Below are 24,175 nucleotides of genomic sequence, written 5' to 3'. Positions count from 1 at the left end.
GCTAACGCTCATGAGGTCTCAGTTCCTGTCCCGCCAGCGAATGCTGAACGCGGGGTATCATTAACGAATTCTTAGTAATACCGACAAAATGGCAGAGAAACGCAATATCTTTCTGGTTGGGCCGATGGGTGCCGGCAAAAGCACTATTGGCCGTCAGTTGGCTCAGCAACTCAACATGGAGTTCTTCGATTCCGATCAGGAAATTGAGCGACGCACCGGAGCGGATGTGGGCTGGGTTTTTGATGTCGAAGGCGAAGCTGGCTTTCGCGATCGCGAAGAAAAAATCATCAACGAACTGACCGAGAAGCAAGGCATCGTCCTGGCGACAGGCGGGGGTTCCGTCAAATCCCGGGAAACGCGTAATCGGCTCTCCGCTCGCGGTGTTGTGGTTTATCTTGAAACCACCATCGAGAAGCAACTGGCGCGCACCCAACGTGACAAAAAACGTCCGTTGCTGCAGGTGGATTCACCGCCGCGTGAAGTGCTCGAAGCGCTGGCTGGCGAACGTAACCCGCTCTACGAAGAGATCGCCGATGTAACCATTCGCACAGATGATCAGAGTGCGAAAGTGGTGGCGAATCAGATTATCCACATGTTGGAAAAAAGTTGATCCAACGTTCGAAGGCTCTTTAACAGGTATCGAGCATCATGGAGAAGATCACCGTCTCACTAGGGGAACGCAGTTACCCCATCACTATCGCCGCCGGACTGTTTAACGATCCGGCTTCTTTTTGGCCGCTACGCGCGGGCGAAAACGCCATGGTGGTGACAAACCAGACGCTGGCTCCGCTTTATCTTGACCCGCTTACAGCGCTGCTGAAGGCGGCTGGTGTAAAAGTGGATCAGGTGATCTTACCCGACGGCGAGCAATACAAGACGCTGGCCGTAATGGATCAGGTTTTTACCGCACTTCTGCAAAAGCCGCACGGTCGTGATACGACGCTTATCGCCTTAGGCGGTGGCGTCATTGGCGATCTTACCGGTTTTGCTGCGGCCAGTTATCAGCGTGGCGTACGCTTTATTCAGGTACCGACCACCTTACTGTCGCAGGTTGATTCTTCGGTTGGCGGTAAAACGGCCGTTAACCATCCGCTGGGCAAAAACATGATCGGCGCGTTTTATCAACCCGCGTCGGTGGTGATTGATACGGCCTGTCTGAAGACACTGCCCGCGCGCGAACTGGCGTCGGGTCTGGCGGAAGTCATTAAGTACGGCATCATTCTCGACGGGATATTTTTTGAGTGGCTGGAGCAGAATCTTGATGCTCTGCTGGCGCTGGATGAACAGGCGCTGGCGTACTGCATTCGTCGCTGCTGTGAGCTGAAAGCCGAGGTTGTTTCGGCCGATGAGCGTGAAAACGGTCAGCGGGCGTTGCTTAATCTGGGCCATACTTTTGGTCATGCGATTGAAGCACATATGGGCTATGGCAACTGGCTGCATGGTGAAGCCATTGCGACAGGCATGGTGATGGCAGCACGAACGGCTGAACGTCTGGGGCAGTTCCAGGCGCAGGAGACCGACCGCATTATTGCGCTGTTCCGCCGTGCCGGTTTACCGGTGCATGGGCCGCAGGCGATGAGTGCGGAGATGTATCTGCCGCACATGATGCGCGATAAAAAAGTTCTGGCGGGCGAACTGCGGCTGATACTCCCGCTGTCGATTGGTCGCTCTGAAGTGCGTGGTGGCGTGGCACATGATATGGTGCTGGCTGCGATTAATGATTGTCAGCAACCCTGAGATTAAGCAGTTGAGTGGTGACGCGGCGCGCAGGGTGCGCAGTGCGGAATGCCGCTTTACGGAGGAGGCAAAATGGATGAGTTTAAACCGGAAGACGAGTTAAAACCTGACGCCAGCGACCGCCGTCCCTCGCGCCCGCGTAAGCCGTCTGCCGCAGCCAAAGTACCGGCGTCGCGCCAGCGCATCATGATGGGTGTCGGGATTCTGGTTCTGCTGTTACTGGTACTGGGTATTGGTTCAGCGCTGAATGGCCCGGATGAGAAAAAGCCAGCGACTGCGGGCACGACTCCTGCCGCCAGTGGCGGTTCCGGTAGCGAGAAGAATATCGATCTGGGCGGCTCCTCTTCCATGTCAGCCGGGCAGACTCCTCCGTCAGGTCAAACCACGCCAGCGGCTGACGCAAATAACGCATCGACCAGCGGTGAGGGTGCCTCTGCTCCTCAGCGTGACGTTTCCATGCCGCCTGTGGCGTCAACGCCTACCCAGGCCGCGCCGGTTGACGCGCCAGCAAATCAGCAGCGCGTCACGCTGCCAGGCGATCTGAACAGCGCGCTGACGAATCAGCAGCAGCAGGTCGATAACGCTGCGATGGGAACGCAGGGTGGCAGTTCACTGCCGACGGCGCCCGCGACGGTCAGCGGTAATGCAGGAACGGCAGCCAATCCTGTCGCCGCACCTTCACGTCAGACGCCCAACAAATCCAATGCTTCTGCACGTCCGGCGCATGATTCATCGCATAAAACGGCGTCGAAACCTGCAACCCGTGACAGCAAAACGCATACCACGCCAGCGCATTCCCCAGCCAGTTCTGCTCCGGCCACTGCGTCCACCGGCAGCAGTTCAGCCAGCAAATCCGTGCCAGGCGGCAGCTATACGCTGCAGCTGAGCGGTGCATCGAAGGCGGAAAGCCTGAATGCCTGGGCTAAACAACAGAATCTGAGCGGGTATCACGTCTACAAAACCACCCGTAACGGTCAGCCGTGGTATGTGCTGGTGAGTGGATCTTATGCCACACCGGCGGATGCCAAACGCGCTGTCGCGTCGCTGCCTGCGGAAGTACGTGCAAAAAACCCCTGGGTAAAACCCGTTAGCCAGGTGAAGAAAGAAGCCAGCCAATAGCGGATGTGGGGCCATGTTCTGGCCCCGTTTTAAGCGCAGATCTGCTGTCGGTAAAGCCACAGCCTCACAATAAGATGTAATAACCACGACAGCATGAAAAAAAATCGCGCTTTCCTGAAATGGGCAGGGGGAAAATTTCCCTTAGTAGAAGAGATCCATCGTCACCTGCCGCAAGGCGACTGTCTGGTCGAGCCCTTTGTGGGTGCAGGTTCAGTGTTTCTGAACACGGAGTTTGATCGCTACCATCTTGCAGATATCAACAGTGACCTGATTAATCTCTACAACATTGTTAAAACGCGCACGGCGGATTTCATTCGTGACGCGCAGCTGCTGTTTACGCCGGAAGGTAACAACGAGATCTGTTATTACCAGCGGCGCACCGAATTCAACACCAGCACCGACGCCTACCAGCGCGCGCTGCTGTTCCTCTATCTGAACCGTCACTGTTACAACGGCCTCTGTCGCTATAACCTGCGTGGTGAGTTCAACGTGCCGTTTGGCCGCTATCGCAAACCCTACTTTCCGGAAGCAGAACTGTTATGGTTTGCCGAGCGCGCGCAAAAAGCGACGTTTGTCTGTGAATCGTACGATGTTACGCTGACCAATGCTGGCAAGGGCTCTGTGGTCTATTGCGATCCGCCTTATGCCCCGCTGTCGGCAACGGCTAATTTCACGGCTTATCACACCAACAGCTTCAGTCTTCGCGAGCAGGAGAATCTGGCGGCGTTAGCGGCACAGCTCGCTTCGTCGGAGAACCGTATTCCGGTTCTGATTTCTAACCACGACACTGCACTGACGCGTTTGTGGTATCAGGATGCAGTGTTACATGTGGTCAAAGCCCGGCGTTCTATCAGCCGAAGCATAACGGGTCGCACCAAGGTCGACGAACTGCTGGCACTTTATCGCTAGTCTGTTTCGTCCGCGACCAACGCATCACGCCAGCCTCCGGGCTGGCGCACAACAGTGGGAGAATCGGATGAAACAATATTTGCTGGCCCCTTCAATCCTTTCGGCGGACTTTGCCCGTCTGGGCGAAGACACAGCCAAAGCGCTGGCGGCCGGAGGTGACGTGGTGCACTTCGACGTGATGGATAACCACTACGTCCCTAATCTGACCATGGGTCCGATGGTGCTAAAAGCACTGCGGGACTATGGCATCACCGCTCCCATCGATGTGCATCTGATGGTGAAGCCGGTAGATGCGCTGATCCCTGAGTTCGCCAAAGCCGGCGCCACTTACATCACCTTTCATCCCGAAGCCAGCGAACATGTTGACCGCACCCTGCAATTGATTAAAGAGCATGGCTGTAAAGCAGGTCTGGTGTTTAACCCGGCGACCCCGCTTAGCTATCTGGATTACGTCATGGATAAGCTGGATATCATTCTGCTGATGTCAGTGAACCCTGGTTTTGGCGGTCAGTCATTTATTCCCGGCACCCTGGATAAACTGCGTGAAGCGCGCAGACGCATCGATCAGAGCGGTTACAACATTCGCCTTGAAGTGGATGGCGGCGTGAAGATCGACAATATCCGCGAGATAGCGGCTGCCGGTGCTGACATGTTTGTCGCCGGTTCTGCCATCTTCGGTCATCCTGACTATAAAAAAGTGATCGACGATATGCGCAATGAACTGGAGAAAGCCAATGGCTCATTTCACTGAGATTCGTGCGCTGGCGTTTGATCTCGATGGCACGCTGGTGGATAGCGCGCCAGGCCTTGCTGATGCGATCGACCGTACGCTGAGCGATCTCCGCCTGCCGCAGGCGGGCCTTGAGCGGGTCTCCACCTGGATCGGCAACGGTGCCGATATCATGATGGCCCGCGCGCTGACCTTCGCGCTGGGTCGCGAACCGCAGCCTGAAGAGCAGCGTGATGCGCGGGCGTTGTTTGACCGGCACTACGCCGATACGGTAGAGGCGGGTAGCACGCTGTTTCCACAGGTAAAGCAGACGCTGGAGGCATTAAAGGCTTCCGGATTGCCGATGGCGATTGTGACGAACAAGCCGACGCCGTTTGTGGCACCGTTGCTGGAATCGCTGGGCATTGCCGATGCGTTTTCGCTGATTATTGGTGGCGACGATGTGCCGGTTAAAAAACCGCACCCTGCAGCGATCTTTATGGTGCTGGGCACCTTCGGCGTATTGCAGAATGAGTTGCTGTTTGTTGGCGACTCTCGCAATGATATTCAGGCGGCGCAGGCGGCAGGCGTACCGAATGTGGGTATGACCTTTGGTTATAATTATGGCGAGCCGATTGTGACCAGCCAGCCCGATTTAACCCTCGACTCTTTCGACGAACTTTTGCCCGCTCTGGGGCTGTAAATATCAGGACTTAAGTATGAAACCCATCGTTTTCAGCGGCGCACAGCCGTCCGGCGAACTGACCATTGGCAACTATATGGGAGCGCTGCGTCAGTGGGTGCAGATGCAGGATGATTTTCACTGCATTTACTGCATCGTTGATCTGCACGCAATCACCGTGCGTCAGGATCCTGCAGCACTGCGCAAAGCGACGCTGGACACGCTGGCGCTTTATCTGGCCTGTGGTATCGACCCGGAAAAAAGCACCATCTTTGTTCAGTCGCATGTGCCAGAACACACGCAGCTGAGCTGGATCCTGAACTGCTACGCCTACTTCGGTGAACTGAGCCGCATGACGCAGTTCAAAGATAAATCAGCGCGCTACGAAGAGAACATCAACGCTGGTCTGTTCGATTATCCGGTGCTGATGGCGGCGGACATTCTGCTTTATCAGACCAATCAGGTGCCGGTGGGTGAAGATCAGAAGCAGCATCTGGAGCTGAGCCGCGATATCGCACATCGCTTCAATGCGATCTATGGCGACATATTCAGAGTGCCAGAGCCGTTCATTCCGAAATCGGGTGCGCGCGTCATGTCGCTGCTGGAACCGACCAAAAAAATGTCCAAGTCTGACGATAACCGCAATAACGTTATCGGCCTGCTGGAAGATCCGAAAGCGGTCGTGAAGAAGATCAAACGTGCCGTTACTGATTCTGAAGAGCCGCCAGTGGTGCGCTACGACATCAAAGAGAAAGCGGGCGTGTCTAACCTGCTGGATATTCTGTCAGGCGTGACCGGTAAAACCATTGCTGAGCTGGAGCAGGAGTTCGAAGGCAAAATGTATGGTCATCTGAAAGGCGCGGTAGCCGATGCTGTGTCGGGCATGCTCTCTGAGCTTCAGGAGCGTTATCATCGCTTCCGCAACGATGAAGCCCTGCTGGAGCAGGTAATGCGTGATGGCGCGGCCAAAGCACGCGCACAGGCGCAGGAAACGCTGAAGAAGGTTTATCAGGCGGTAGGCTTTGTCGCGATGCCATAATGGCTGAGCAGACAAACAACGCGGCGGGCTTTGTGCCCGCCGTTTTTATTTGCAGGATTTAAAACCAGCGCAGGCTTTCACGCAGACTCACCACGCTGCCGATGATCATCAGGCTGGGACTGGTCACCTCTCCGGCTGGCCGACCATGCCGTTACCAATAACGACGACATTGTGCTTGCTCATTTTTGCCTCAAATTTGCGATATCTGCGGCTACAATAGCGCGCCATTTCTGACGCTTATTGATATACATCAACCACGGTCCTATATACCTATTAAGAGGTATGTTTTTGATTTTAATTAAGTTTATCTGGTGAGGCTAACCTGCTGAATATCCTGCATTGCCGTGCGTGGTATGAATCGTGCTAGTTTTAACCACTCAGGTTAACCGGATAAGGAATCAGCCATGTTGTCACCCAAGTGGATCAATAACGTGCGTTTACCCTGGCGGGAAGGATTGTGGCAAATCGAAATCGCCGACGGAAAAATTGCCCGCATTTCAGCTCAGCCGCAGCAGCCTTCACCCGCGGATCAATCACTGGACGGTGAGGGCGGCATAGCCTGCGCGCCCTTTATTGAGCCTCATATTCATCTGGATACCACCCAGACGGCGGGTGAACCGGCATGGAATCAGTCCGGGACGCTGTTTGAAGGCATTGAGCGCTGGGCCGAACGCAAGGCGCTGCTCAGCCACGAAGATGTTAAACAGCGGGCGTTGCAGACGCTGAAGTGGCAGATCGCCAACGGTATCCAGTTTGTCCGCACTCACGTTGACGTGTCCGATCCGTCACTGACGGCGCTGAAAGCGATGCTGGAGCTGAAAGCGGAGATGGCCCCATGGATCACCCTTCAGATTGTCGCGTTTCCTCAGGAGGGCATTCTCTCTTATCCCAACGGCGAAGCATTGCTGGAGGAGGCGTTACGGCTGGGCGCGGATGTGGTCGGCGCCATTCCGCACTACGAATTCACCCGCGAATATGGCGTCGAGTCGCTGCATAAAACCTTTGCGCTGGCTAACCGCTACGACCGGCTGATCGATGTTCACTGCGATGAGATTGATGATGAACAGTCGCGTTTTGTGGAAACCGTGGCGGCGCTGGCACATCGCGATGGCAACGGCGCACGTGTGACGGCCAGTCATACCACCGCAATGCACTCTTACAATGGCGCGTACGCCTCACGGCTGTTCCGGCTGCTTAAACTGTCGGGCATTAACTTTGTTGCCAATCCGCTGGTCAATATTCATCTGCAGGGTCGCTTTGACACCTATCCTAAGCGGCGCGGGATAACGCGCGTAAAAGAGATGCTGGAGGCAGAGATTAACGTCTGCTTCGGCCACGACGATGTGTTTGATCCCTGGTATCCGCTGGGCACCGCCAATATGCTCCAGGTGTTGCATATGGGATTACATGTCTGTCAGCTGATGGGCTATGAGCAGATTGATGCGGGTCTGGATTTGATTACGCATAACAGCGCGAAGACGATGCAGCTGTCAGGTTATGGCATTCAGAGCGGCAACGAGGCCAGCCTGATCATTCTGCCAGCGGAAAGCGGTTTTGATGCGGTCAGAAGGCAGGTGCCGGTGCGCTATTCATTGCGTCGTGGTGTCGTGGTGGCAGAGACAAAGCCCGCAGAAAGCGAGATTTACTGGCGGGAACGGGAGCGCATCGACTTCCGGCGGTAGAAAGCAGAGCGGCGATGACTCGCCGCTCTGAAGGATTAATGCGTGACGTGACCGTGAGTACGATGACGGCTGACAAAGCCGAGCAGGGCACACATTACAAACACCACGGCGTAGAGCGCGTTAGCCGTCGCCAGTGCGGTATGCACACCACTTTTCTCAACGATAGGTGCCGTGACCACAAAGGTCAGCATGGTGCCGACGGTGCCGCAGGTCAGGATGAAGTTCACCAGCTTCGGTGAAGCCACTTTGGTCTGTAGTGAACCCAGAGTGATAATGGTGGTGTAGATAGCACTTGAGCTGAAACCAAGAATCATGATGATCCACTTCAGCATGCCAGCATCGCTGCTGCTGACGAACCAGTACATCAGCACGGTCGCCAGGCCTGCCAGCACCATCAGAATGCGTTGCAGATCGAAGAAACGCAGCAGGAAGCTGAAGGCCCACATACCCACCATATACGCCGTCCAGAAGCTGCCCACCAGTTGTCCTGCGTCATTGATGTTCATGCCCATGACTTTGGTGGCATATTCCGGCACCCAGGAGATAAAGCCGAGCTGGCCCAGAATGTAGCAGAGTGCCGCCACTGCCAGCAGCAGCACGCCCACACCCCATTTTTCTTTCTCAACCGTCGGGCTGTTTTCAGGCTTACGCAGCACCGGGAACTCAACAAACAGCGTCATGATGAAGATGGCGACGTAGATAAAGCCGATGCAGACGTAGACCCAGTACCACGGCAACTGACGCGCCAGCAGAATCCCTGCCAGCACCGGAAACAGTGTGCCCGCCATGCTGAAGAAGGAGTCGGTGAACAGCAGGCGTGAACCACGCTGACGACCTTCATACATGTGGGTAATCAGGAAGGTGCCGATCGACATGGTAATGCCGCTCACCACACCCAGTACAAACATGCAGAGCGAGAAGACAGTGAGATCGCGGCTGGTCATCAATCCGATTATCGCCAGCACCATCAGGACGAAGCCGAAAATAAGCTGGCGCTTCAGCGGCACAATGACCATCAGCCAGGCGTTCAGGAAGACCGCAGCTAAAATGCCGCTGTTGAGGAAGGTGAAGGTATTACTCATGCTGGAGATGGGGATCTGGAAATCTTTTGCGATATCGCCCATTACCATGCCGGTAACGATCACCAGCGCGCCGGTCAGTGCATAGGAGAAGAAGCTTATCCAGGTGAGGCCAATACGATTACGGTTTGTCATGTTCTGAACCTGTTGAGAACCGGGTGGCAAAAAGTGTCAGAAAGTGTAAACGGAACTGTGATCTTAATAAACAAGCAGTGAAACTACAGATCCATATTTCATGTATTGTGTGATTTTAATCACGCAATTGCGGGTGTTTAACGTTTGCTCAGACCTTTTGCTGCAACAGCGTAAATATAGGTAAAACGCTGGCTCATGGAATAGAGTCTCTTTACAATCAATCACGTTTTTGTGCCCGCTCTCCCAGGTAAGGAATCTTTCATGTTTAAACGTACTTTAACAGCGGCCATCACCCTGTTAGCGCTCTCTTCCGTTTCCGCCCAGGCGCTGGCCGCAAAAGGTGACACCCACGTTCTGCTCACCACCTCCGCCGGCAATATTGAACTCGAACTGAATAACCAAAAAGCGCCGGTTTCTGTGAAAAACTTCGTTGATTACGTCAACAATGGTTTTTACAACAACACCATTTTTCACCGCGTGATCCCGGGCTTTATGGTGCAGGGTGGGGGCTTCACCACAGACATGCAGCAGAAGCAGACCAACGCGCCAATTAAAAACGAAGCGGACAATGGCCTGCGTAACCTGCGCGGCACCATCTCTATGGCGCGTACCGCCGATAAAGACAGTGCGACCAGCCAGTTCTTCCTCAACGTCGCGGATAATGCCTTCCTCGACCACGGACAGCGCGATTTTGGCTATGCCGTATTTGGCAAGATTGTGAAAGGTCAGGATGTGGTTGAAAAAATTTCTCAGGTTCCGACCAAAGATGTGGGTCCTTACCAGAATGTTCCGTCCAAACCGGTAGTTATCCTCTCCGCTAAAGTTCTGCCTTAACGCTTTTCGTCGCCATCTGCGGATGGCGACCGTCTGTCGCCTCCGGCAAAGCCAGAAATTGCTCTTATACTTAGGGCAAAAACCTGAGCAGGAGGCGGCATGGCGAACAAACTCACCGAAAAACAGAAGGTCACCCTGTGGCAACAGCGACGTAGCGCCAGCTATCAGGCCAGCTGTCGGCTGGAAGGTTTCATGCCAAATGAAACCAGTGTTAACAGCGATGATGCAGCCGCACGTCTGGCGTCACTGAGGAGGCAATATGGACTCTAATACCGCCGTCAGCCAGGATCCCTACCTGTGGCAGCACGACAACGTGCTGAAAAACCTGCCCGATATTCATGACGCTGCGCAGCTGCGCAAGGCAGAGCTGAGCTTTAGTGCGGCACGCGCCGCTACGCTGGAGCTGGGCCCGCGTAATCCCGGGCTGCCTTACCTGCGCCAGATCCATCGCACGCTGTTCCAGGATGTCTACAGCTGGGCGGGGGAACTGCGCACCATTGATATCTGGCGTGATGAGACGCCGTTCTGTCATTTCGAATATATCGAAAAGGAAGGCAATGCCCTGATGGCCGCGCTGGAAGAAGAGAAGGGGTTAGCTGATTTGCCGCGTGACGAATTTATTCAGCGCCTCGCTCACTACTATTGCGAAATCAATATGCTGCATCCTTTCCGCCACGGAAATGGTCGGGCGCAGCGGATTTTCTTTGAACAGCTTGCACTGCATGCCGGATATCTGCTGAACTGGGAAGAGACGGATGCTGAAAGCTGGAAAGCGGCGAATCAGGCCGGTGTAGCCGGAGATTTGGTCCCGCTGGAGCAGGTCTTTGCGAAAGTGGTGAGTGAGGCGGCCTGACCGCGTAGAATAGCGGCGCGGTTTATCATTCTGGACACGTCATGCTGCTGCTTATCGACAATTACGACTCCTTTACCTGGAATCTCTATCAATATTTCTGCGAGCTGGGCGCGCAGGTTCAGGTGGTGCGCAATGATGCCATCACGCTGGAGCAGATGGCGGCGCTGCCACTGACCCATCTGGTCATCTCGCCTGGCCCCTGCACGCCGTCGGAATCAGGCATCTCGCTGGCGGCAATCCGGCACTTCGCCGGACAGCTGCCGGTGCTGGGCGTCTGCCTGGGCCATCAGGCGATTGCGCAGGCGTATGGCGCGCAGGTGGTACGTGCGCGTCAGGTGATGCACGGCAAAACCTCTGCCATTCAGCACACCGGCCAGGGCGTGTTTCGCAATCTCAATAATCCCCTTACCGTGACCCGCTATCACTCGCTGATTGTGCAGCGCGATACTCTGCCCGAGGCGTTCGAGGTGACGGCCTGGACGATGCGTGACGGCGAGCCTGACGAAATTATGGGATTCCGCCACAAAACTCTGGCGCTGGAAGGCGTACAGTTCCATCCCGAGAGCATTCTCAGCGAGCAGGGACATCTGCTGCTGCGCAATTTCCTTGAGCAATAAGTTGCCTTTGAGTGATTTTTTATGCATATTTTGTGATTATTATTTCATGTTTGCACAATAATCATTTAAATGGGGTCATCAATGGCAGCGGAAAAAATTGCGGTCACGCGGGAGACGTTCGATAACGTTATTTTGCCTGTTTATGCACCTGCGCAGTTCGTGCCGGTAAAAGGCAAGGGCAGCCGTGTATGGGATCAGCAGGGCAAAGAGTATATCGATTTCTCGGGTGGTATCGCCGTCACCGCACTTGGACACTGCCATCCTGCGCTGGTGGAGACGCTGAAAAGCCAGGGCGAGACGCTGTGGCACACCAGCAACGTCTTCACCAACGAACCGGCGCTGCGCCTTGCCAGTAAGTTAATCCAGGCGACCTTTGCCGATCGCGTCTTCTTTGCCAACTCCGGTGCCGAAGCCAACGAAGCCGCGTTTAAGCTGGCGCGCTACTACGCCTGCAAACGTCACAGCCCGTTTAAAAGTAAAATCATCGCCTTCCATAACGCCTTTCATGGCCGGACGCTGTTTACCGTTACGGTCGGCGGACAGCCAAAATATTCCGACGGGTTCGGGCCGAAACCGGCGGATATCGTCCACGTGCCGTTTAATGACCTTGATGCAGTGAAAGCGGTAATCGACGACCACACCTGCGCCATCGTGGTTGAACCGATTCAGGGCGAAGGCGGCGTAGTGCCCGCGACGCAGGAATTTATGCAGGGACTGCGCGAGCTTTGCGATCAGCATCAGGCGCTGCTGGTGCTGGATGAAGTGCAGAGTGGCATGGGACGCAGCGGCAAACTGTTCGCCTATGAGCATTATGGCGTCCAGCCCGATATTCTGACCTCAGCCAAAGCGCTGGGCGGCGGTTTCCCGGTCAGCGCCATGCTGACCACTAACGAGATCGCCTCGACCATGGCACCAGGCGTGCATGGGACCACGTATGGCGGCAATCCGCTGGCCTGCGCCATCGCTGAAACGGCGCTGGATATTATCAATACGCCGGACGTGCTGGCGGGTGTCGATATGCGGCGTGAGCACTTTGTCACAGCGCTGCAGGCCATTGATGCGAAGTATGACTTGTTCAGTGACATTCGCGGCAAGGGGTTGCTGATTGGCGCCGCGCTTAAACCTCAGCATGCCGGGAAGTCACGCGACATACTGAATGCCGCCGCCGCTGAGGGCGTGATGGTGCTGGTTGCCGGCACCGACGTGATGCGTTTTGCGCCGTCACTGATTATCGAACCGGCCGATATCGAAGAGGGCATGCGCCGCTTCGCCACCGCCGTCGGCAAGGTGCTTAACGGCTAGGCTAGTTTTTACGTAAGCGTCTGATCAGCCAGCGGCCATGTTGTGGTCGCTGGTTCCATGCCAGTGAGGAGATGGTGTACATCACGCTCAGATGGTCAAGAATACGTCGCACATGCTGTTCCACCACCGTGACAGGTCCCTCACTGATGTTCTCAAGATCATCCAGCAGATTAACCTGTGAGCTTTCACCATCATATTCCAGCCGCTGCTGACACCGCTGTAGCGCGATTTCACAGGATTGCAGATAGCGTTCTGCCAGCGAGTCGGTCAGCATAGTGTGCTCCCGCGCCAGAATCGTTATGGCATTAATGTGCTCAACAATAAACTGACTGTGCGTGACCCAGAGCCGCATATCACTCAGATAGCGGGAGTTAAACGCGGGTTCCTGCATCGCCTGATTCAGCGAGTTAAACAGCGCATTGTGCGCCTGATTCACCTTCACGCGCTGATACGCCAGTTTCTCAGGTGACTGTTCGTTACCCAGCAACAATCTCAGTGCGTCCTGATCGGCTTCCAGCGCATCATGGGCGTTCTGTCGCAGTAAGCCACTCTGCCACTGAGGCCACAGCCACAGCATCCCGCCAAAGGCGATCAGACAGCCCATCAGCGTATCCATCAGTCGCGGCAGCAGAAACTGCGCGCCATTCAGCGACAGCAATTGCAGCGAGTAAACCGCCGTGACCGTAAAGCCAATCATTGACCAGCCATAGAACTGGCGCGTAAAGCGATAGCTGATAAAGGTTATTGCCAGCATGATCAGCAGCACCAGCGACTCCGGCACCGCCAGCCGCAGCGTGGCGGCCGCAATCACCAGACCGGCAAAGGTGCCCAGCGCACGGTGCTGGATGCGAACACGCGTAGCGCTGTAACCGTTCTGGCTGACGAACATGATGGTCATCAGGATCCAGTAAGGTTTGGGGATGTTGAAGAACAGCGCCAGTGCACTGCCCAGCATCAGCATTACCGCAAAGCGTCCGGCGGTGCGCAGCGCTGACGAGCGAAAAGAGAGATAACTGCGCAGCGCCGGTAACAGCGGCAGACGGCGCTGACGATCCGCCATCAGATCACGCTGATACAGCGGTTTCTGCGTGCGCAGCACCCGCGCAATGCGGTTGAAGTGGTAAAGACAGAAGTTACCCACCGGATTGTCGGGATGCTGATGGGCGATCTTCTCCAGCGCGCCAAGCTGTTTGTCCATCGCAAAGCGATCGGGTAGCTGGTGATAAAGGATGTTATCCGCCAGCACCCGTAGCCGGGCCGAAATGGTTTTGGCATTCCAGCGGATCACCGCTTCGGCATGGCTCTGTTCGACCAGCTTCTGCACCTCTTCCGGCCGATGCAGACTAACCGAGATGTGTTCCTGCAGATCCAGCGCCACCTGAAAGGCGCGCGTCAGCCGCTTATGGCTGTGATCGCGGCTTGCCGACAGCATGTGCATCTGCTGATAGCAGGTGTTAATCAGATCGACCACTTTCTGCTGACGCGCCAGCAGCGGCGGCAGTGCCTTTTCCGGGTCGGTCAGCTGCGTCAGCAGGGTGTATTTGGCGTCGCAGTAGTTAGCCAGCTCGCGGTAGATCAGGCTGAGGCTTTCGCGCATCGGCTGCTCTTTCCACAGCCAGAACCAAAACCAGTTAAACAGCCCATACCAGAGCGTGCCGCCGATGTAGAGCAGCGGGGTAACATAGATGGGCATGCGGCCAATGAGGCTCAGGGTAAAAATGGCGGCGATAAGCGTGCCGGGCAGCAGACGACCATGCAGCGGGCTGATCTCACCCGTCACGCCGAGCAGCAGGGGCATGGCGAACAGGATGAGCGGTAGCGGAATGGCATGCAGTGTGAGCCACTGAATCAGGAAGCTGCCGAGGGCAAACAGGCTGCCACCCACAATCAGGCGTTTGAAAAAGCGTTTATGCGGGGTATCCAGACCGGCAATATTGCAGCAGGCAGGCACTAACGAGAACAGCAGACCTTTTTGCAGGTCGCCAGCCAGCCAGCCCAGCGCGACGGGCAGACAAAGCACCAGCGTTTGCCGCAAGGCGTAGTTGACTTCAGGATGGTAAATAATTCGACGCCACATCGGCCCAACACAAACAATAACGGCGTGATGTTGCCATCACGCCGTGGGTGACAGGAATTAGCGGGTGCCGTAAACGACGATGGTTTTGCCGTGTGCGGAGATCAGGTTCTGATCTTCCAGCATCTTCAAAATACGGCCCACGGTTTCGCGTGAACAACCCACAATCTGGCCAATTTCCTGACGAGTGATTTTAATTTGCATGCCGTCGGGATGCGTCATGGCATCTGGCTGCTTCGCCAGGTTGAGCAGGGTCTGTGCAATGCGTCCGGTGACGTTGAGGAAAGCGAGGTTACCCACTTTTTCAGACGTGACCTGCAGGCGACGCGCCATCTGCGAGGAGAGTCGCATCAGGATGTCGGGATTAACCTGAATCAGCTGACGGAATTTCTTGTAAGAAATCTCCGCCACTTCGCACGCGCTTTTCGCACGTACCCAGGCGCTGCGCTCCTGGCCTTCTTCGAACAGGCCAAGCTCACCAATGAAATCGCCCTGATTCAGGTAGGAAAGAATCATCTCTTTGCCTTCTTCATCTTTAATCAGAACCGCGACGGAACCTTTCACGATGTAGTAAAGCGTTTCTGCTTTTTCACCTTGGTGAATCAGCGTACTTTTGGATGGATACTTGTGAATATGGCAATGGGACAGGAACCATTCGAGTGTAGGGTCTGTTTGCGGTTTGCCGAGAACCATTCGCTATTATCCTCTGTTGTAATCGTGCCCAAAATACAGGGGGCAGTTTTCCCTGTCAGGCGGTGAAAGCTTCAAGCGTTTCCCTTTCAGGAAATTATTCGGGCCGCATCAGGCGCAGTGCGCATCATTCTTCCCGGCTTCGCCATCGGGTGACGAAAAATATTTTCAGCACTGTTTGTAGCACAGCTTTTGCCGACTGTCTTGTGTTGTCTCGCTTCAGCTACGGGCGGATTTCTCTGGATTGCTGTTTACCAGGCGAAAGCGTACTCTGGCGACAAAACAGCGTATTCCGGAGCAAAAATCATGCAGGCAAGAGTGAAGTGGGTAGAAGGACTGACATTCCTCGGAGAATCCTCATCCGGCCATCAGATACTGATGGATGGAAATTCGGGCGATAAAGCGCCCAGCCCAATGGAGATGGTGCTGATGGCGGCCGGCGGATGCAGCGCGATTGACGTGGTATCAATTCTGCAAAAAGGCCGTAACGATGTGGCTGATTGTGAAGTAAAACTGACCTCAGAACGTCGTGAAGAGGCGCCGCGAATCTTTACGCACATCAACCTGCATTTTATCGTGAGTGGTAAAGCGCTCCAGGATAAAGCGGTCTCACGCGCGGTGGATCTTTCTGCTGAAAAATATTGTTCGGTGGCCATCATGCTGGGTAAAGGTGTGACGATTACGCATAGCTATGAAGTGATTGAGCTGTAACAGGCTGAAGGGCATTTTAAAGTCGCGGGCCAATTCGGAGTCGGTCTGGTGTCGTGCCGTTCCTGCATAGAGAGTCCGCTTTAAGACTGTGCCCGCGTTATTACGCACCTCATCCCTGAGGTGCGCCCATACCGGGCCAACGCTTTGCGTTGTTCAAAAACGCTCCCGGCGTTTTTGTCCCAGTCGCGGGACGCTTTCCTCTTCTGACCCTGTTCCCGGCGTGTTGAGCTTAGGTGTTGCTGTCAGATTCTTTGTCACCAGGTTTTTTCAGTGGCGACCTTTCTGAAAACGGATGTGGTTGCCGGACGTGAAGCGAAGGGAGCATATGCCTGTAGCAAAGCATAGCGGGCCAGGGATGGCCCGCGCTGAGCCTGCCAGGGATGGCGGTTTTGCGTCTTTGCGAAAGGTGTATGCTCCCTGAAGCCAGCTCAGCAGTAAGCCTTTCCCCGCAGAAATGCCAGTTTTACATCTTTGCGAAAGGCCTCTGCTCTCTGCGTTTTTTTTGCTGACCTCTTACTCTATCCGCTTACCTTCCATCAGCCGCTTCACCAGCGGACCCATGATCAGCTCCATCGCCAGACCCATTTTGCCGCCGGGCACGACCAGCGTATTGATGTGCGAGATAAACGAACCCTGCAGCATCGCCAGCAGGTAGGGGAAGTCGATATCTTCCAGCGCCTGGAAATGAATCACCACAAAGCTCTCATCCAGTGACGGAATGGCGCGGGCAGCGAACGGGTTTGAGGTGTCGACGGTCGGGACGCGCTGAAAGTTGATGTGGGTGCGCGAGAACTGTGGCGTGATGAAATTGATGTAATCTTCCATCGAACGCACCACGGAATCCATCACTGCTTCGCGTGAATGACCGCGCTCGCCGGTGTCGCGCACCAGCTTCTGAATCCACTCCAGGTTAACAATGGGCACAACGCCCACCAGCAAATCAACCTGTTCCGCCACGTTATGCTGCGCCGTCACCACGCCGCCGTGCAGTCCTTCATAGAACAGAATGTCAGTGTTCTGCGGCAGCGGCTGCCAGGGCGTAAAGGTGCCGGGCACCTGATTCCACGGTACGGCTTCATCGTAGGTGTGCAGATATTTACGCGACTGGCCCTGTCCGCTTTGACCATACTCTTTAAAGCTCTGCTCCAGCAGACCAAAGTCATTGGCTTCCGGGCCAAAGTAGCTGACATGACGTCCTAAATCGCGCGCCTTACGAATCGCCATATCCATTTCAGGGCGGGTAAAGCGGTGAAAGCTGTCGCCTTCAAGCTCAGCAGCATGAAGATCGAGCTGCTGAAAGATTTTACGAAACGCGAGGCTGGTGGTGGTGGTTCCTGCACCGCTGGAACCGGTCACCGCGATAATGGGATGACGTGCAGACATAGAAAAGCTCCCTGTGAGGTCGGGCGATGAGCATTGTTATCATGAAATGATGCCGGGTGCATCAGCCACGAAATTCTTTGCGCGGCATGATATTGACCGATTCATGCAGTTCCGACCACACCAGCACCACTTCACCGGTTTCCAGCTGGCGTCGCACATCAGCTACCTTGTCCAGGAGGCTGCGTTCCTGCTCGCCATAGTCTGTGCCTTCACGCAGCACAAAGGTTTCAATCAGATTTTCAAGGGTCTCAGGTGAGACCTGTTGCCAGGGAATAATCACAAGATCAGTTATCCAGAAAAGGGGCGATCCACTGCGGGATGCGCTGTTCCAGCCACATTTCAGGCTGGCGTAGCGTTCCGCCGACAAAACCGACGTGGCCGCCGTAGGGTGTCAGTTGATAAGTAATAGTGGCAGATAATTGGCTGCTGTGCGGGATCACCTCATCACTCATAAAGGGATCGTCTTTGGCGTGGATAATCAGCAGCGGTTTCTCTGTGTGTTTCAGCCAGGGCATGGCGCTGGCACGATGATAGTAATCTGCTGCATCGACAAAACCGTGGGCGCGGGCTGTAATCGCATCATCAAAATCGCGCAGTCGCCGCATCGCTTTGAGCTGTGCCAGATTAACCGGCAGGGTGTCCGGCCAGGCATGCAGTTTGCGGCGGGCATTTTTCTTGAGCTGCGCCAGCAGGTAGTACTGATAGAAGCGCGAGAAGCCGCGTTCCAGTTTCACGCTGCACGGTTCCAGCAGCAGCGGGGCGGAGACAATCACGGCGGCATCTACCTCCGCTGCGGCACCCTGCTGGCCGAGCAGGCAGCCCAGCATGTTGCCGCCCAGCGAGAAACCCACGGCGGCGGTAGGCACATGACCCCAGCGGGTGCGCAGCCAGCGCAGGAAGAAGCGGGCATCTTCAGTTTCGCCGGAGTGATAGATGCGGTTCAGCCGGTTAGGTTCGCCGCTGCAGCCGCGAAAATGCATCACTACTGCCAGCCAGCCGCGTGCGCGGCAGATCGCCATCAGGCCATGAATATAGGGACTCTGAAAGCTGCCCTCCAGTCCATGAAACAGCACCACGCGCGGTTTATGCTGCGCCAGCTGCGGATCTTCGCTCCAGGCGAGATCGACGAAATCGCCATCGGGCAGATCGAGACGCTGCCAGTGAGGAGCGAAGGTGATACGGCGACGTAACAGGCGCGGCAGCATCGTCTGCAGATGCGCGTTACGCAGCGTGTCAGGTGGTCTGAACTGCTCGTTTTCCGGGCCGGTAAATTTCATGTGGTAAAAGCTTGTCTGTTCCATATCACACTGTTAGCTTCGATAAGTTTTTTATTGCAGGGTAAGGAGTACCCGATTGCCATGGAACTGAGTCTTTTCTTATCAATGTTGGGATTTCTGTGGGTCGCGGCCATTACGCCAGGCCCCAATAATATGTTACTCACCGCCTCGGGCGCTAATTTTGGCTTTCTGCGCACGATTCCGCTGATGATCGGCATCATGATCGGCATGCAGGTGATGCTGCTGATGGTGGCCTTTGGCGTAGGCGGTTTGATCCTGCTCTATCCCTCGCTGCATCTGATGCTGAAAATCGCCGGTAGCCTCTATCTGCTCTGGCTGGCGTGGAAGATAGCCACCGCCAGCTATGCAAAGCTGGAAACTGACCAGGCACCGGATGCGCCAATGCCGTTCTGGCAGGGCGGGCTGCTACAGCTGATCAACCCCAAAGCCTGGCTGATGGCGCTGGGCGCGGTCGCCAGCTTCAGTCTGGCCGGTGATGCGTATCGTCATTCCGTGATGGCCATAAGCGTCGGTATGTTTCTGGTTAATCTGGTGTCGGGCGTCATCTGGATGGGATTTGGCGCGATGATTGGTCGCATTCTGCGCAGTCGCCGCGCCTGGAGAATATTTAACCTCGCCATGGGGCTGCTGACCGCTGCCTGCGTGCTATTAATCTGGCACTGAGTCAGCTGGATGCGCGTTCAACGCGCGTCCAGGGCAGCACCTCACGCATCACCGGCGCGTTCGGGTTGCGGATCTTCTGCAGCAGCAGCTGCACACTGCGCGCGCCCAGTTGGTTCATCGGTTGCTCGATGGTGGTCAGTGGCGGATTGAGGCTGCGGGTAAACGACACACCATCAAACCCGACCACCGCCAGATCTTCCGGCACGCGCAGACCGGCTTCCAGCGCCGCATGCACCACGCCCACCGCCAGCACGTCTGACACCGCAAACACTGCGTCCGGCGGTTCCGGTAGCGCCATGAGTTCTCTCAGTGCCTGGCTGCCCGCCTCACAGGAGATCTCGTAGGTATAGGAGATGCCGGACCATGCATATCCCAGCTCCTCAATTGCCTGCCGGTAACCCTTTTCCCGATGATGTGAGTACAGGTAACGCATATCGCCATTGACCAGCCCGATGCGTTTACGCCCTTTCCCGGCGAGATAATGGACGGTGTCGCGGGCTGCCTCCTGGTGATCAATGCTGACTGAGGAGGCGGGGATATCCGGATCAAATTCACAGCACTGCACCCAGGGCGCACCGGCGATCAGCGCCTGTAAATCCGGTAAGCCTGAAGCAGCATCCATGGTAATAACGCCATCCACCACTTTTCCGGTCAGCAGCGAAAGATAGGCGGCTTCACGCTGAAGCTGCGAGGCGGAGTTGCAAAGCAGAATGTGATAGCCGTGCAGTTCTGCTTCGGCTTCAATGCCCTGAACCACGCGCGAACAGAAGGGGTTGGTAATATCCGAGATCAGCACCAGCAGCATGTGGCTTTGCGCCGTCCGCAGCTGACGCGCCAGTAAGTTGGGCTGATAGTCGCAGGCAGAGATTGCCGCCAGAACTTTCTCACGCGTATCGGGCTTTACGCCGGGATGCGCGTTGAGAACCCGCGATACCGTGGCTTTGGAAACGCCAGCCAGCTGAGCGACTTTCTCGATCGACATCGGATTCAAAGACCTTAACAGGCAATAATTGGGAACGCATATCAATAACACAGGCACAATGTGAGCGCCTGACATTTTTGCTTACTTTAGCTATTTTCAGCATTTGCGATTTTCAGCTTAGTTTTGCAGATAGTGATCTAAGAACTTATTTCTATTAGGGATAATTTTTAATTCCTTTATGAAACTATTGCGTGCAGAGACACTGCCTCCACGATAAAACCGGTGGGGTAGTGATCATGGCAGCAACACGTTTAACTTTCTTAGCCGCAGCGATGGCACTGCTGGCGTTTCGGGCTGATGCAGTCAATGTCACCGTCGCGTACCAGACCTCTGCCGAACCGGCGAAAGTGGCACAGGCTGATGACAGTTTTGCCAAAGAAAGCGGGGCCAGCGTCGACTGGCGTAAGTTTGACAGCGGTGCAGGCGTATTGCGCGCGCTGGCGTCCGGCGACGTCCAGATTGGCAATATCGGCTCCAGTCCGTTAGCGGTCGCAGCGGCGCAAAAGCTGCCAATCGAAGCCTTTCTGCTTGCCTCACAGCTGGGCAACTCTGAAGCGCTGGTTGTAAAGAAGAACATCATCACTCCCAACGATCTCATCGGCAAGCGCATCGCGGTGCCGTTCATCTCTACCACCCACTACAGCCTGCTTGCTGCACTGAAACACTGGGGCATCAAGCCGTCGCAGGTACAGCTGGTTAATCTGCAGCCGCCTGCGATTATCGCGGCGTGGCAGCGTGGCGACATTGATGGCGCTTACGTCTGGGCGCCTGCGGTGAATGAACTGGAAAAACAGGGCAAAGTGCTGACCGACTCGGCGGCAGTGGGGAGCTGGGGATCGCCGACGCTGGATGTCTGGGTGGTCCGCAAAGATTTCGCTGAGCAGCATCCGGAGATCGTGACCGCATTTGCCCGCAGCGCGCTTGATGCGCAGCAGGCCTATCTTAACAGCCCCGATAGCTGGCTGAAGCAGCCCGATAATCTCAGCAAACTCTCCCGCCTTAGCGGTGTGCCGGAAGCGCAGGTGCCGGATCTGGTGAAGGGCAATACCTACCTCACGGCGCAGCAGCAGGTTGAGCAGCTGGGCAAACCGGTCAATAAAGCGATCGTCGATACTGCGCAGTTTCTGAAAGCACAGGGCCGGGTGCCGCAGGCGGATAACGACTACAGCAGCTATGTGACCTCCCGTTTCGTCGCACCATTAGTTAAACCCTAAGGAGGCACGATGCTGCGTATCGCTCATCTTCATGCCCGTTATGCCGGACAACCGGTGTTGCAGGATATCAATTTGCAGCTGGATAGCCATGAACTGCTGGTGGTGCTCGGCCCCTCCGGCTGCGGCAAAACCACGCTGCTTAATCTGGTTGCCGGATTTCTGCCGGTGGAGTCGGGCAGCATCACGCTGGATAACCAGCCAGTGACGGGGCCTGGTGCGGAGCGCGGCGTGGTGTTTCAGCATGAAGGCTTACTGCCATGGCGTAACGTGCTGGATAACGTTGCCTTTGGTCTGCAGCTGGCGGGGATGTCGCGCCCGGCGCGCGAGGCCATCGCACGGAAGCTCATCAGGCAGGTGGGGCTGGAAGGGGCGGAGAAGCGCGCCATCTGGCAGTTGTCAGGCGGTCAGCGGCAGCGGGTCGGCATTGCACGCGCGCTGGCGACCGATCCGCAACTGCTGCTGCTTGACGAGCCATTTGGCGCACTGGATGCCTTTACCCGCGAGCAGATGCAGACCCTGCTGCTGACGCTGTGGCGCGACAGCGGTAAACAGATCCTGCTGATTACGCACGATATAGAAGAGGCTATTTTCCTGGCCAGCGAACTGATTCTGCTGTCGCCAGGACCCGGCCGCATCGTGGAACGCTTGCGGCCCGGCTTTGGTCAGCGCTTTGCCGCAGGTGAGTCGTGCCGCAGCATAAAATCCGATCCGCAGTTTATCGCCCAGCGCGAATATGTGCTGAGCCGCGTATTTGACCAGCGGGAGGCGTTTGCATGAGCGCGTTAATCCACGACAAGTCTCTGCCGGTGCGCCGTCGTTTGCGCTGGCCATTTTCAACCACGTTCACGCTGAGCATGCTGAGTCTCTCTCTGCTGTTGCTGCTCTGGTGGGGCGTGACCGCGCTGGGCCTGATTGCTCCGCTGTTCCTGCCGTCGCCACAGCAGGTGTTCAGCAAGCTGCTGCTGATTGCCAGCGCCCAGGGCTTTATGGATGCCACGCTGTGGCAGCATCTGGCCGCCAGCCTGACGCGGATGCTGATTGCGCTGACCGCGGCGGCCGTCATCGGCATTCCGGTGGGGATTCTGATGGGCCTCAGCCCGGTAGCTCGCGGTCTGCTTGATCCGCTTATTGAGCTTTATCGCCCGATTCCGCCACTTGCCTATCTGCCGCTGATGGTGATCTGGTTTGGCATTGGTGAGACGTCGAAAATCCTGCTGATCACCCTGGCCATCTTCGCGCCGGTGACGCTCTCCACGCTGGCCGGGGTGCGTAACACCCAGCAGGTACGGATTCGTGCGGCGCGCTCGCTGGGAGCTAACCGCTGGCAGCTGCTGCGCTGGGTGATTCTGCCGGGCGCGCTGCCGGAGATTCTGACCGGCCTGCGCATTGGGCTCGGGGTGGGCTGGTCAACGCTGGTGGCGGCGGAGCTGATTGCCGCCACGCGTGGCCTCGGTTTTATGGTGCAGTCAGCGGGAGAATTCCTCGCCACCGATGTGGTGCTGGCGGGTATCGCCGTGATTGCTTTTATCGCTTTTAGCTTAGAACTCGGGCTTCGTGCGTTGCAGCGCCGTCTGACGCCCTGGAGTGGAGAACAATCATGAATGAACGTCTGAGTTTTACCCCGCTTGGCCCTTACATAGGCGCGCAGGTCTCAAACCTGGATGTCTCACGGCCATTGAGTGATGCGCAGTTTGAGCAGCTGTATCATGGCTTGCTGCGTCATCAGGTGCTGTTTCTGCGGGACCAGAAAATAACGCCGGAACAGCATCGCGCACTGGCGATCCGTTTTGGCGACCTGCATATCCATCCGGTCTATCCCCATGCGGAGGGCGTCGAAGAGATTATCGTGCTCGATACCCATCAGGATAATCCGCCGGATAATGACAACTGGCACACCGATGTCACCTTTATCGAAACACCGCCGGCTGTCGCGCTGCTGGCCTCCAAAGTCTTACCGGATGCGGGCGGTGACACGCTCTGGACCAGTGGCATCGCCGCTTACGAGGCGCTGTCAGTGCCTTTTAAGCAGTTGCTGGAGGGTCTCCGCGCCGAGCATGATTTTAAAAAATCATTCCAGGAGTATAAGTACCGCAAAACGGAGGAAGAACATCTGCGCTGGCAGCAGGCGGTGGCAAAACATCCACCCGTGCAGCATCCGGTAATCCGCACGCATCCGGTCAGCGGCAAAAAAGCGCTGTTTGTGAATGAAGGCTTTACCACGCGGATCCTGGATTTAAGCGAGAAGGAGAGTGATGCGGTGCTGGGCTTCCTGTTTGCGCACGCTACCAAACCGGAGTTTCAGGTGCGCTGGCGCTGGCAGCCAGACGATCTGGCTATCTGGGATAATCGGGTCACGCAGCATTATGCCAATGCCGACTATTATCCGGCCCGTCGGATCATGCAGCGGGCAACGGTACTGGGCGACAAACCCCGTTAAAAAGCATCTCCCCGCAAGCGGGGAGA

26 protein-coding genes are annotated in these 24,175 nt (G+C 56.0%); 19 read left to right on the top strand and 7 right to left on the bottom strand.

Annotation, left to right across the window (positions count from 1 at the left end):
* The first annotated feature begins 88 nt into the window (after nucleotides 1-88).
* The 8 genes from aroK to H7K52_RS16680 all read left to right on the top strand — a co-directional run bounded on the left by aroK (nucleotide 89) and on the right by H7K52_RS16680 (nucleotide 7,877).
* Nucleotides 89-610: a shikimate kinase AroK gene (gene aroK, locus H7K52_RS16715; RefSeq protein ID WP_003852989.1), complete on the top strand. Its 522-nt coding sequence runs from the start codon at nucleotides 89-91 to the stop codon at nucleotides 608-610.
* A gap of 38 nt (nucleotides 611-648) precedes the next feature.
* A complete protein-coding gene (aroB, locus tag H7K52_RS16710; RefSeq protein WP_182630240.1) occupies nucleotides 649-1,737 on the top strand; it encodes a 3-dehydroquinate synthase in 1,089 nt (362 codons plus the stop codon).
* 72 nt (nucleotides 1,738-1,809) lie between these two features.
* Entirely contained in the window at nucleotides 1,810-2,856 is a 1,047-nt protein-coding gene (locus H7K52_RS16705; RefSeq protein ID WP_182630239.1) for an SPOR domain-containing protein, read from the top strand.
* Between the two features lie 93 nt (nucleotides 2,857-2,949).
* Nucleotides 2,950-3,765, top strand: coding sequence for an adenine-specific DNA-methyltransferase (gene dam / locus H7K52_RS16700; RefSeq protein WP_039660819.1), 816 nt, complete (start codon nucleotides 2,950-2,952; stop codon nucleotides 3,763-3,765).
* A gap of 67 nt (nucleotides 3,766-3,832) precedes the next feature.
* The gene (gene rpe / locus H7K52_RS16695) at nucleotides 3,833-4,516 is read left to right on the top strand and encodes a ribulose-phosphate 3-epimerase (RefSeq protein WP_003852981.1); all 684 of its coding nucleotides are present in this window, start codon (nucleotides 3,833-3,835) and stop codon (nucleotides 4,514-4,516) included.
* Nucleotides 4,500-5,177 (top strand): phosphoglycolate phosphatase, encoded by a 678-nt coding sequence (locus H7K52_RS16690; RefSeq protein ID WP_039660818.1) that lies wholly within the window; start codon nucleotides 4,500-4,502, stop codon nucleotides 5,175-5,177. Before rpe ends, H7K52_RS16690 begins: the two co-directional genes overlap by 17 nt.
* Before the next feature lie 16 nt (nucleotides 5,178-5,193).
* Nucleotides 5,194-6,195: a tryptophan--tRNA ligase gene (gene trpS, locus H7K52_RS16685; RefSeq protein WP_003852975.1), complete on the top strand. Its 1,002-nt coding sequence runs from the start codon at nucleotides 5,194-5,196 to the stop codon at nucleotides 6,193-6,195.
* A gap of 404 nt (nucleotides 6,196-6,599) precedes the next feature.
* The gene (locus H7K52_RS16680; RefSeq protein WP_039660817.1) at nucleotides 6,600-7,877 is read left to right on the top strand and encodes a cytosine deaminase; all 1,278 of its coding nucleotides are present in this window, start codon (nucleotides 6,600-6,602) and stop codon (nucleotides 7,875-7,877) included.
* A gap of 35 nt (nucleotides 7,878-7,912) precedes the next feature.
* Here H7K52_RS16680 and tsgA read toward each other — a convergent pair whose 3' ends face one another.
* The gene (tsgA, locus tag H7K52_RS16675; RefSeq protein WP_003852972.1) at nucleotides 7,913-9,091 is read right to left on the bottom strand and encodes an MFS transporter TsgA; all 1,179 of its coding nucleotides are present in this window, start codon (nucleotides 9,089-9,091) and stop codon (nucleotides 7,913-7,915) included.
* A 261-nt stretch (nucleotides 9,092-9,352) separates the two neighbouring features.
* Here tsgA and ppiA point away from each other — a divergent pair, with 261 nt between their 5' ends.
* The 5 genes from ppiA (at nucleotide 9,353) to argD (ending at nucleotide 12,697) form a co-directional block, all read left to right on the top strand.
* Nucleotides 9,353-9,925 (top strand): peptidylprolyl isomerase A, encoded by a 573-nt coding sequence (gene ppiA, locus H7K52_RS16670; protein WP_003852970.1) that lies wholly within the window; start codon nucleotides 9,353-9,355, stop codon nucleotides 9,923-9,925.
* A 99-nt stretch (nucleotides 9,926-10,024) separates the two neighbouring features.
* Entirely contained in the window at nucleotides 10,025-10,195 is a 171-nt protein-coding gene (locus H7K52_RS16665; protein WP_003852968.1) for a YhfG family protein, read from the top strand.
* Nucleotides 10,185-10,778: a putative adenosine monophosphate-protein transferase Fic gene (locus tag H7K52_RS16660; RefSeq protein WP_003852963.1), complete on the top strand. Its 594-nt coding sequence runs from the start codon at nucleotides 10,185-10,187 to the stop codon at nucleotides 10,776-10,778. The genes H7K52_RS16665 and H7K52_RS16660 overlap by 11 nt, the downstream gene beginning before the upstream one ends.
* A gap of 41 nt (nucleotides 10,779-10,819) precedes the next feature.
* Entirely contained in the window at nucleotides 10,820-11,395 is a 576-nt protein-coding gene (locus tag H7K52_RS16655; protein ID WP_008926263.1) for an aminodeoxychorismate/anthranilate synthase component II, read from the top strand.
* Between the two features lie 81 nt (nucleotides 11,396-11,476).
* A complete protein-coding gene (argD, locus tag H7K52_RS16650; RefSeq protein ID WP_003852959.1) occupies nucleotides 11,477-12,697 on the top strand; it encodes a bifunctional acetylornithine/succinyldiaminopimelate transaminase in 1,221 nt (406 codons plus the stop codon).
* A gap of 1 nt (nucleotide 12,698) precedes the next feature.
* Here the strand turns inward: argD and H7K52_RS16645 are convergent, their stop codons facing one another.
* Together H7K52_RS16645 and crp are read right to left on the bottom strand one after the other, a co-directional pair.
* On the bottom strand, nucleotides 12,699-14,774 hold the full coding sequence (locus H7K52_RS16645) for a YccS/YhfK family putative transporter (RefSeq protein WP_003852957.1): 2,076 nt from the start codon (nucleotides 14,772-14,774) through the stop codon (nucleotides 12,699-12,701).
* A 57-nt stretch (nucleotides 14,775-14,831) separates the two neighbouring features.
* On the bottom strand, nucleotides 14,832-15,464 hold the full coding sequence (crp, locus tag H7K52_RS16640; RefSeq protein ID WP_182630238.1) for a cAMP-activated global transcriptional regulator CRP: 633 nt from the start codon (nucleotides 15,462-15,464) through the stop codon (nucleotides 14,832-14,834).
* Nucleotides 15,465-15,767: 303 nt separating this feature from the next.
* Here crp and H7K52_RS16635 point away from each other — a divergent pair, with 303 nt between their 5' ends.
* The gene (locus H7K52_RS16635) at nucleotides 15,768-16,172 is read left to right on the top strand and encodes an OsmC family protein (protein ID WP_003852949.1); all 405 of its coding nucleotides are present in this window, start codon (nucleotides 15,768-15,770) and stop codon (nucleotides 16,170-16,172) included.
* 513 nt (nucleotides 16,173-16,685) lie between these two features.
* Here the strand turns inward: H7K52_RS16635 and H7K52_RS16630 are convergent.
* The 3 genes from H7K52_RS16630 to H7K52_RS16620 all read right to left on the bottom strand — a co-directional run bounded on the left by H7K52_RS16630 (nucleotide 16,686) and on the right by H7K52_RS16620 (nucleotide 18,856).
* Nucleotides 16,686-17,555, bottom strand: a complete 870-nt coding sequence (locus H7K52_RS16630; protein WP_003852946.1) for a phosphoribulokinase — start codon at nucleotides 17,553-17,555, stop codon at nucleotides 16,686-16,688.
* Nucleotides 17,556-17,616: 61 nt separating this feature from the next.
* Nucleotides 17,617-17,835 carry a YheU family protein gene (locus tag H7K52_RS16625; RefSeq protein ID WP_003852945.1) on the bottom strand — a complete coding sequence of 73 codons (219 nt, stop codon included), beginning with the start codon at nucleotides 17,833-17,835 and terminating at the stop codon, nucleotides 17,617-17,619.
* Nucleotides 17,836-17,839: 4 nt separating this feature from the next.
* Nucleotides 17,840-18,856 (bottom strand): hydrolase, encoded by a 1,017-nt coding sequence (locus H7K52_RS16620; protein WP_033762842.1) that lies wholly within the window; start codon nucleotides 18,854-18,856, stop codon nucleotides 17,840-17,842.
* Between the two features lie 57 nt (nucleotides 18,857-18,913).
* Here H7K52_RS16620 and H7K52_RS16615 point away from each other — a divergent pair, with 57 nt between their 5' ends.
* Nucleotides 18,914-19,516, top strand: coding sequence for a LysE family translocator (locus H7K52_RS16615; protein WP_003852942.1), 603 nt, complete (start codon nucleotides 18,914-18,916; stop codon nucleotides 19,514-19,516).
* 1 nt (nucleotide 19,517) lies between these two features.
* On the opposite strand, the gene H7K52_RS16610 is transcribed toward H7K52_RS16615, so the two are convergent.
* On the bottom strand, nucleotides 19,518-20,498 hold the full coding sequence (locus H7K52_RS16610) for a LacI family DNA-binding transcriptional regulator (RefSeq protein ID WP_003852940.1): 981 nt from the start codon (nucleotides 20,496-20,498) through the stop codon (nucleotides 19,518-19,520).
* 236 nt (nucleotides 20,499-20,734) lie between these two features.
* Here H7K52_RS16610 and tauA point away from each other — a divergent pair, with 236 nt between their 5' ends.
* From tauA to tauD, 4 genes are read left to right on the top strand one after another with little or no spacing between them, the layout of a single operon-like run.
* The gene (gene tauA / locus H7K52_RS16605) at nucleotides 20,735-21,712 is read left to right on the top strand and encodes a taurine ABC transporter substrate-binding protein (RefSeq protein WP_154926858.1); all 978 of its coding nucleotides are present in this window, start codon (nucleotides 20,735-20,737) and stop codon (nucleotides 21,710-21,712) included.
* Between the two features lie 9 nt (nucleotides 21,713-21,721).
* The gene (gene tauB, locus H7K52_RS16600; RefSeq protein WP_039660809.1) at nucleotides 21,722-22,489 is read left to right on the top strand and encodes a taurine ABC transporter ATP-binding subunit; all 768 of its coding nucleotides are present in this window, start codon (nucleotides 21,722-21,724) and stop codon (nucleotides 22,487-22,489) included.
* Nucleotides 22,486-23,313: a taurine ABC transporter permease TauC gene (gene tauC, locus H7K52_RS16595; protein ID WP_182630237.1), complete on the top strand. Its 828-nt coding sequence runs from the start codon at nucleotides 22,486-22,488 to the stop codon at nucleotides 23,311-23,313. Before tauB ends, tauC begins: the two co-directional genes overlap by 4 nt.
* A complete protein-coding gene (gene tauD / locus H7K52_RS16590; protein WP_039660808.1) occupies nucleotides 23,310-24,149 on the top strand; it encodes a taurine dioxygenase in 840 nt (279 codons plus the stop codon). Before tauC ends, tauD begins: the two co-directional genes overlap by 4 nt.
* The last annotated feature ends 26 nt before the right edge of the window (nucleotides 24,150-24,175 follow it).

This window comes from Pantoea hericii (assembly GCF_014155795.1).
GTDB lineage: Bacteria > Pseudomonadota > Gammaproteobacteria > Enterobacterales > Enterobacteriaceae > Pantoea > Pantoea eucalypti.
Note: the sequence above shows the minus strand (reverse complement) of the source record. Positions and strands in the feature narration are given on the sequence as shown.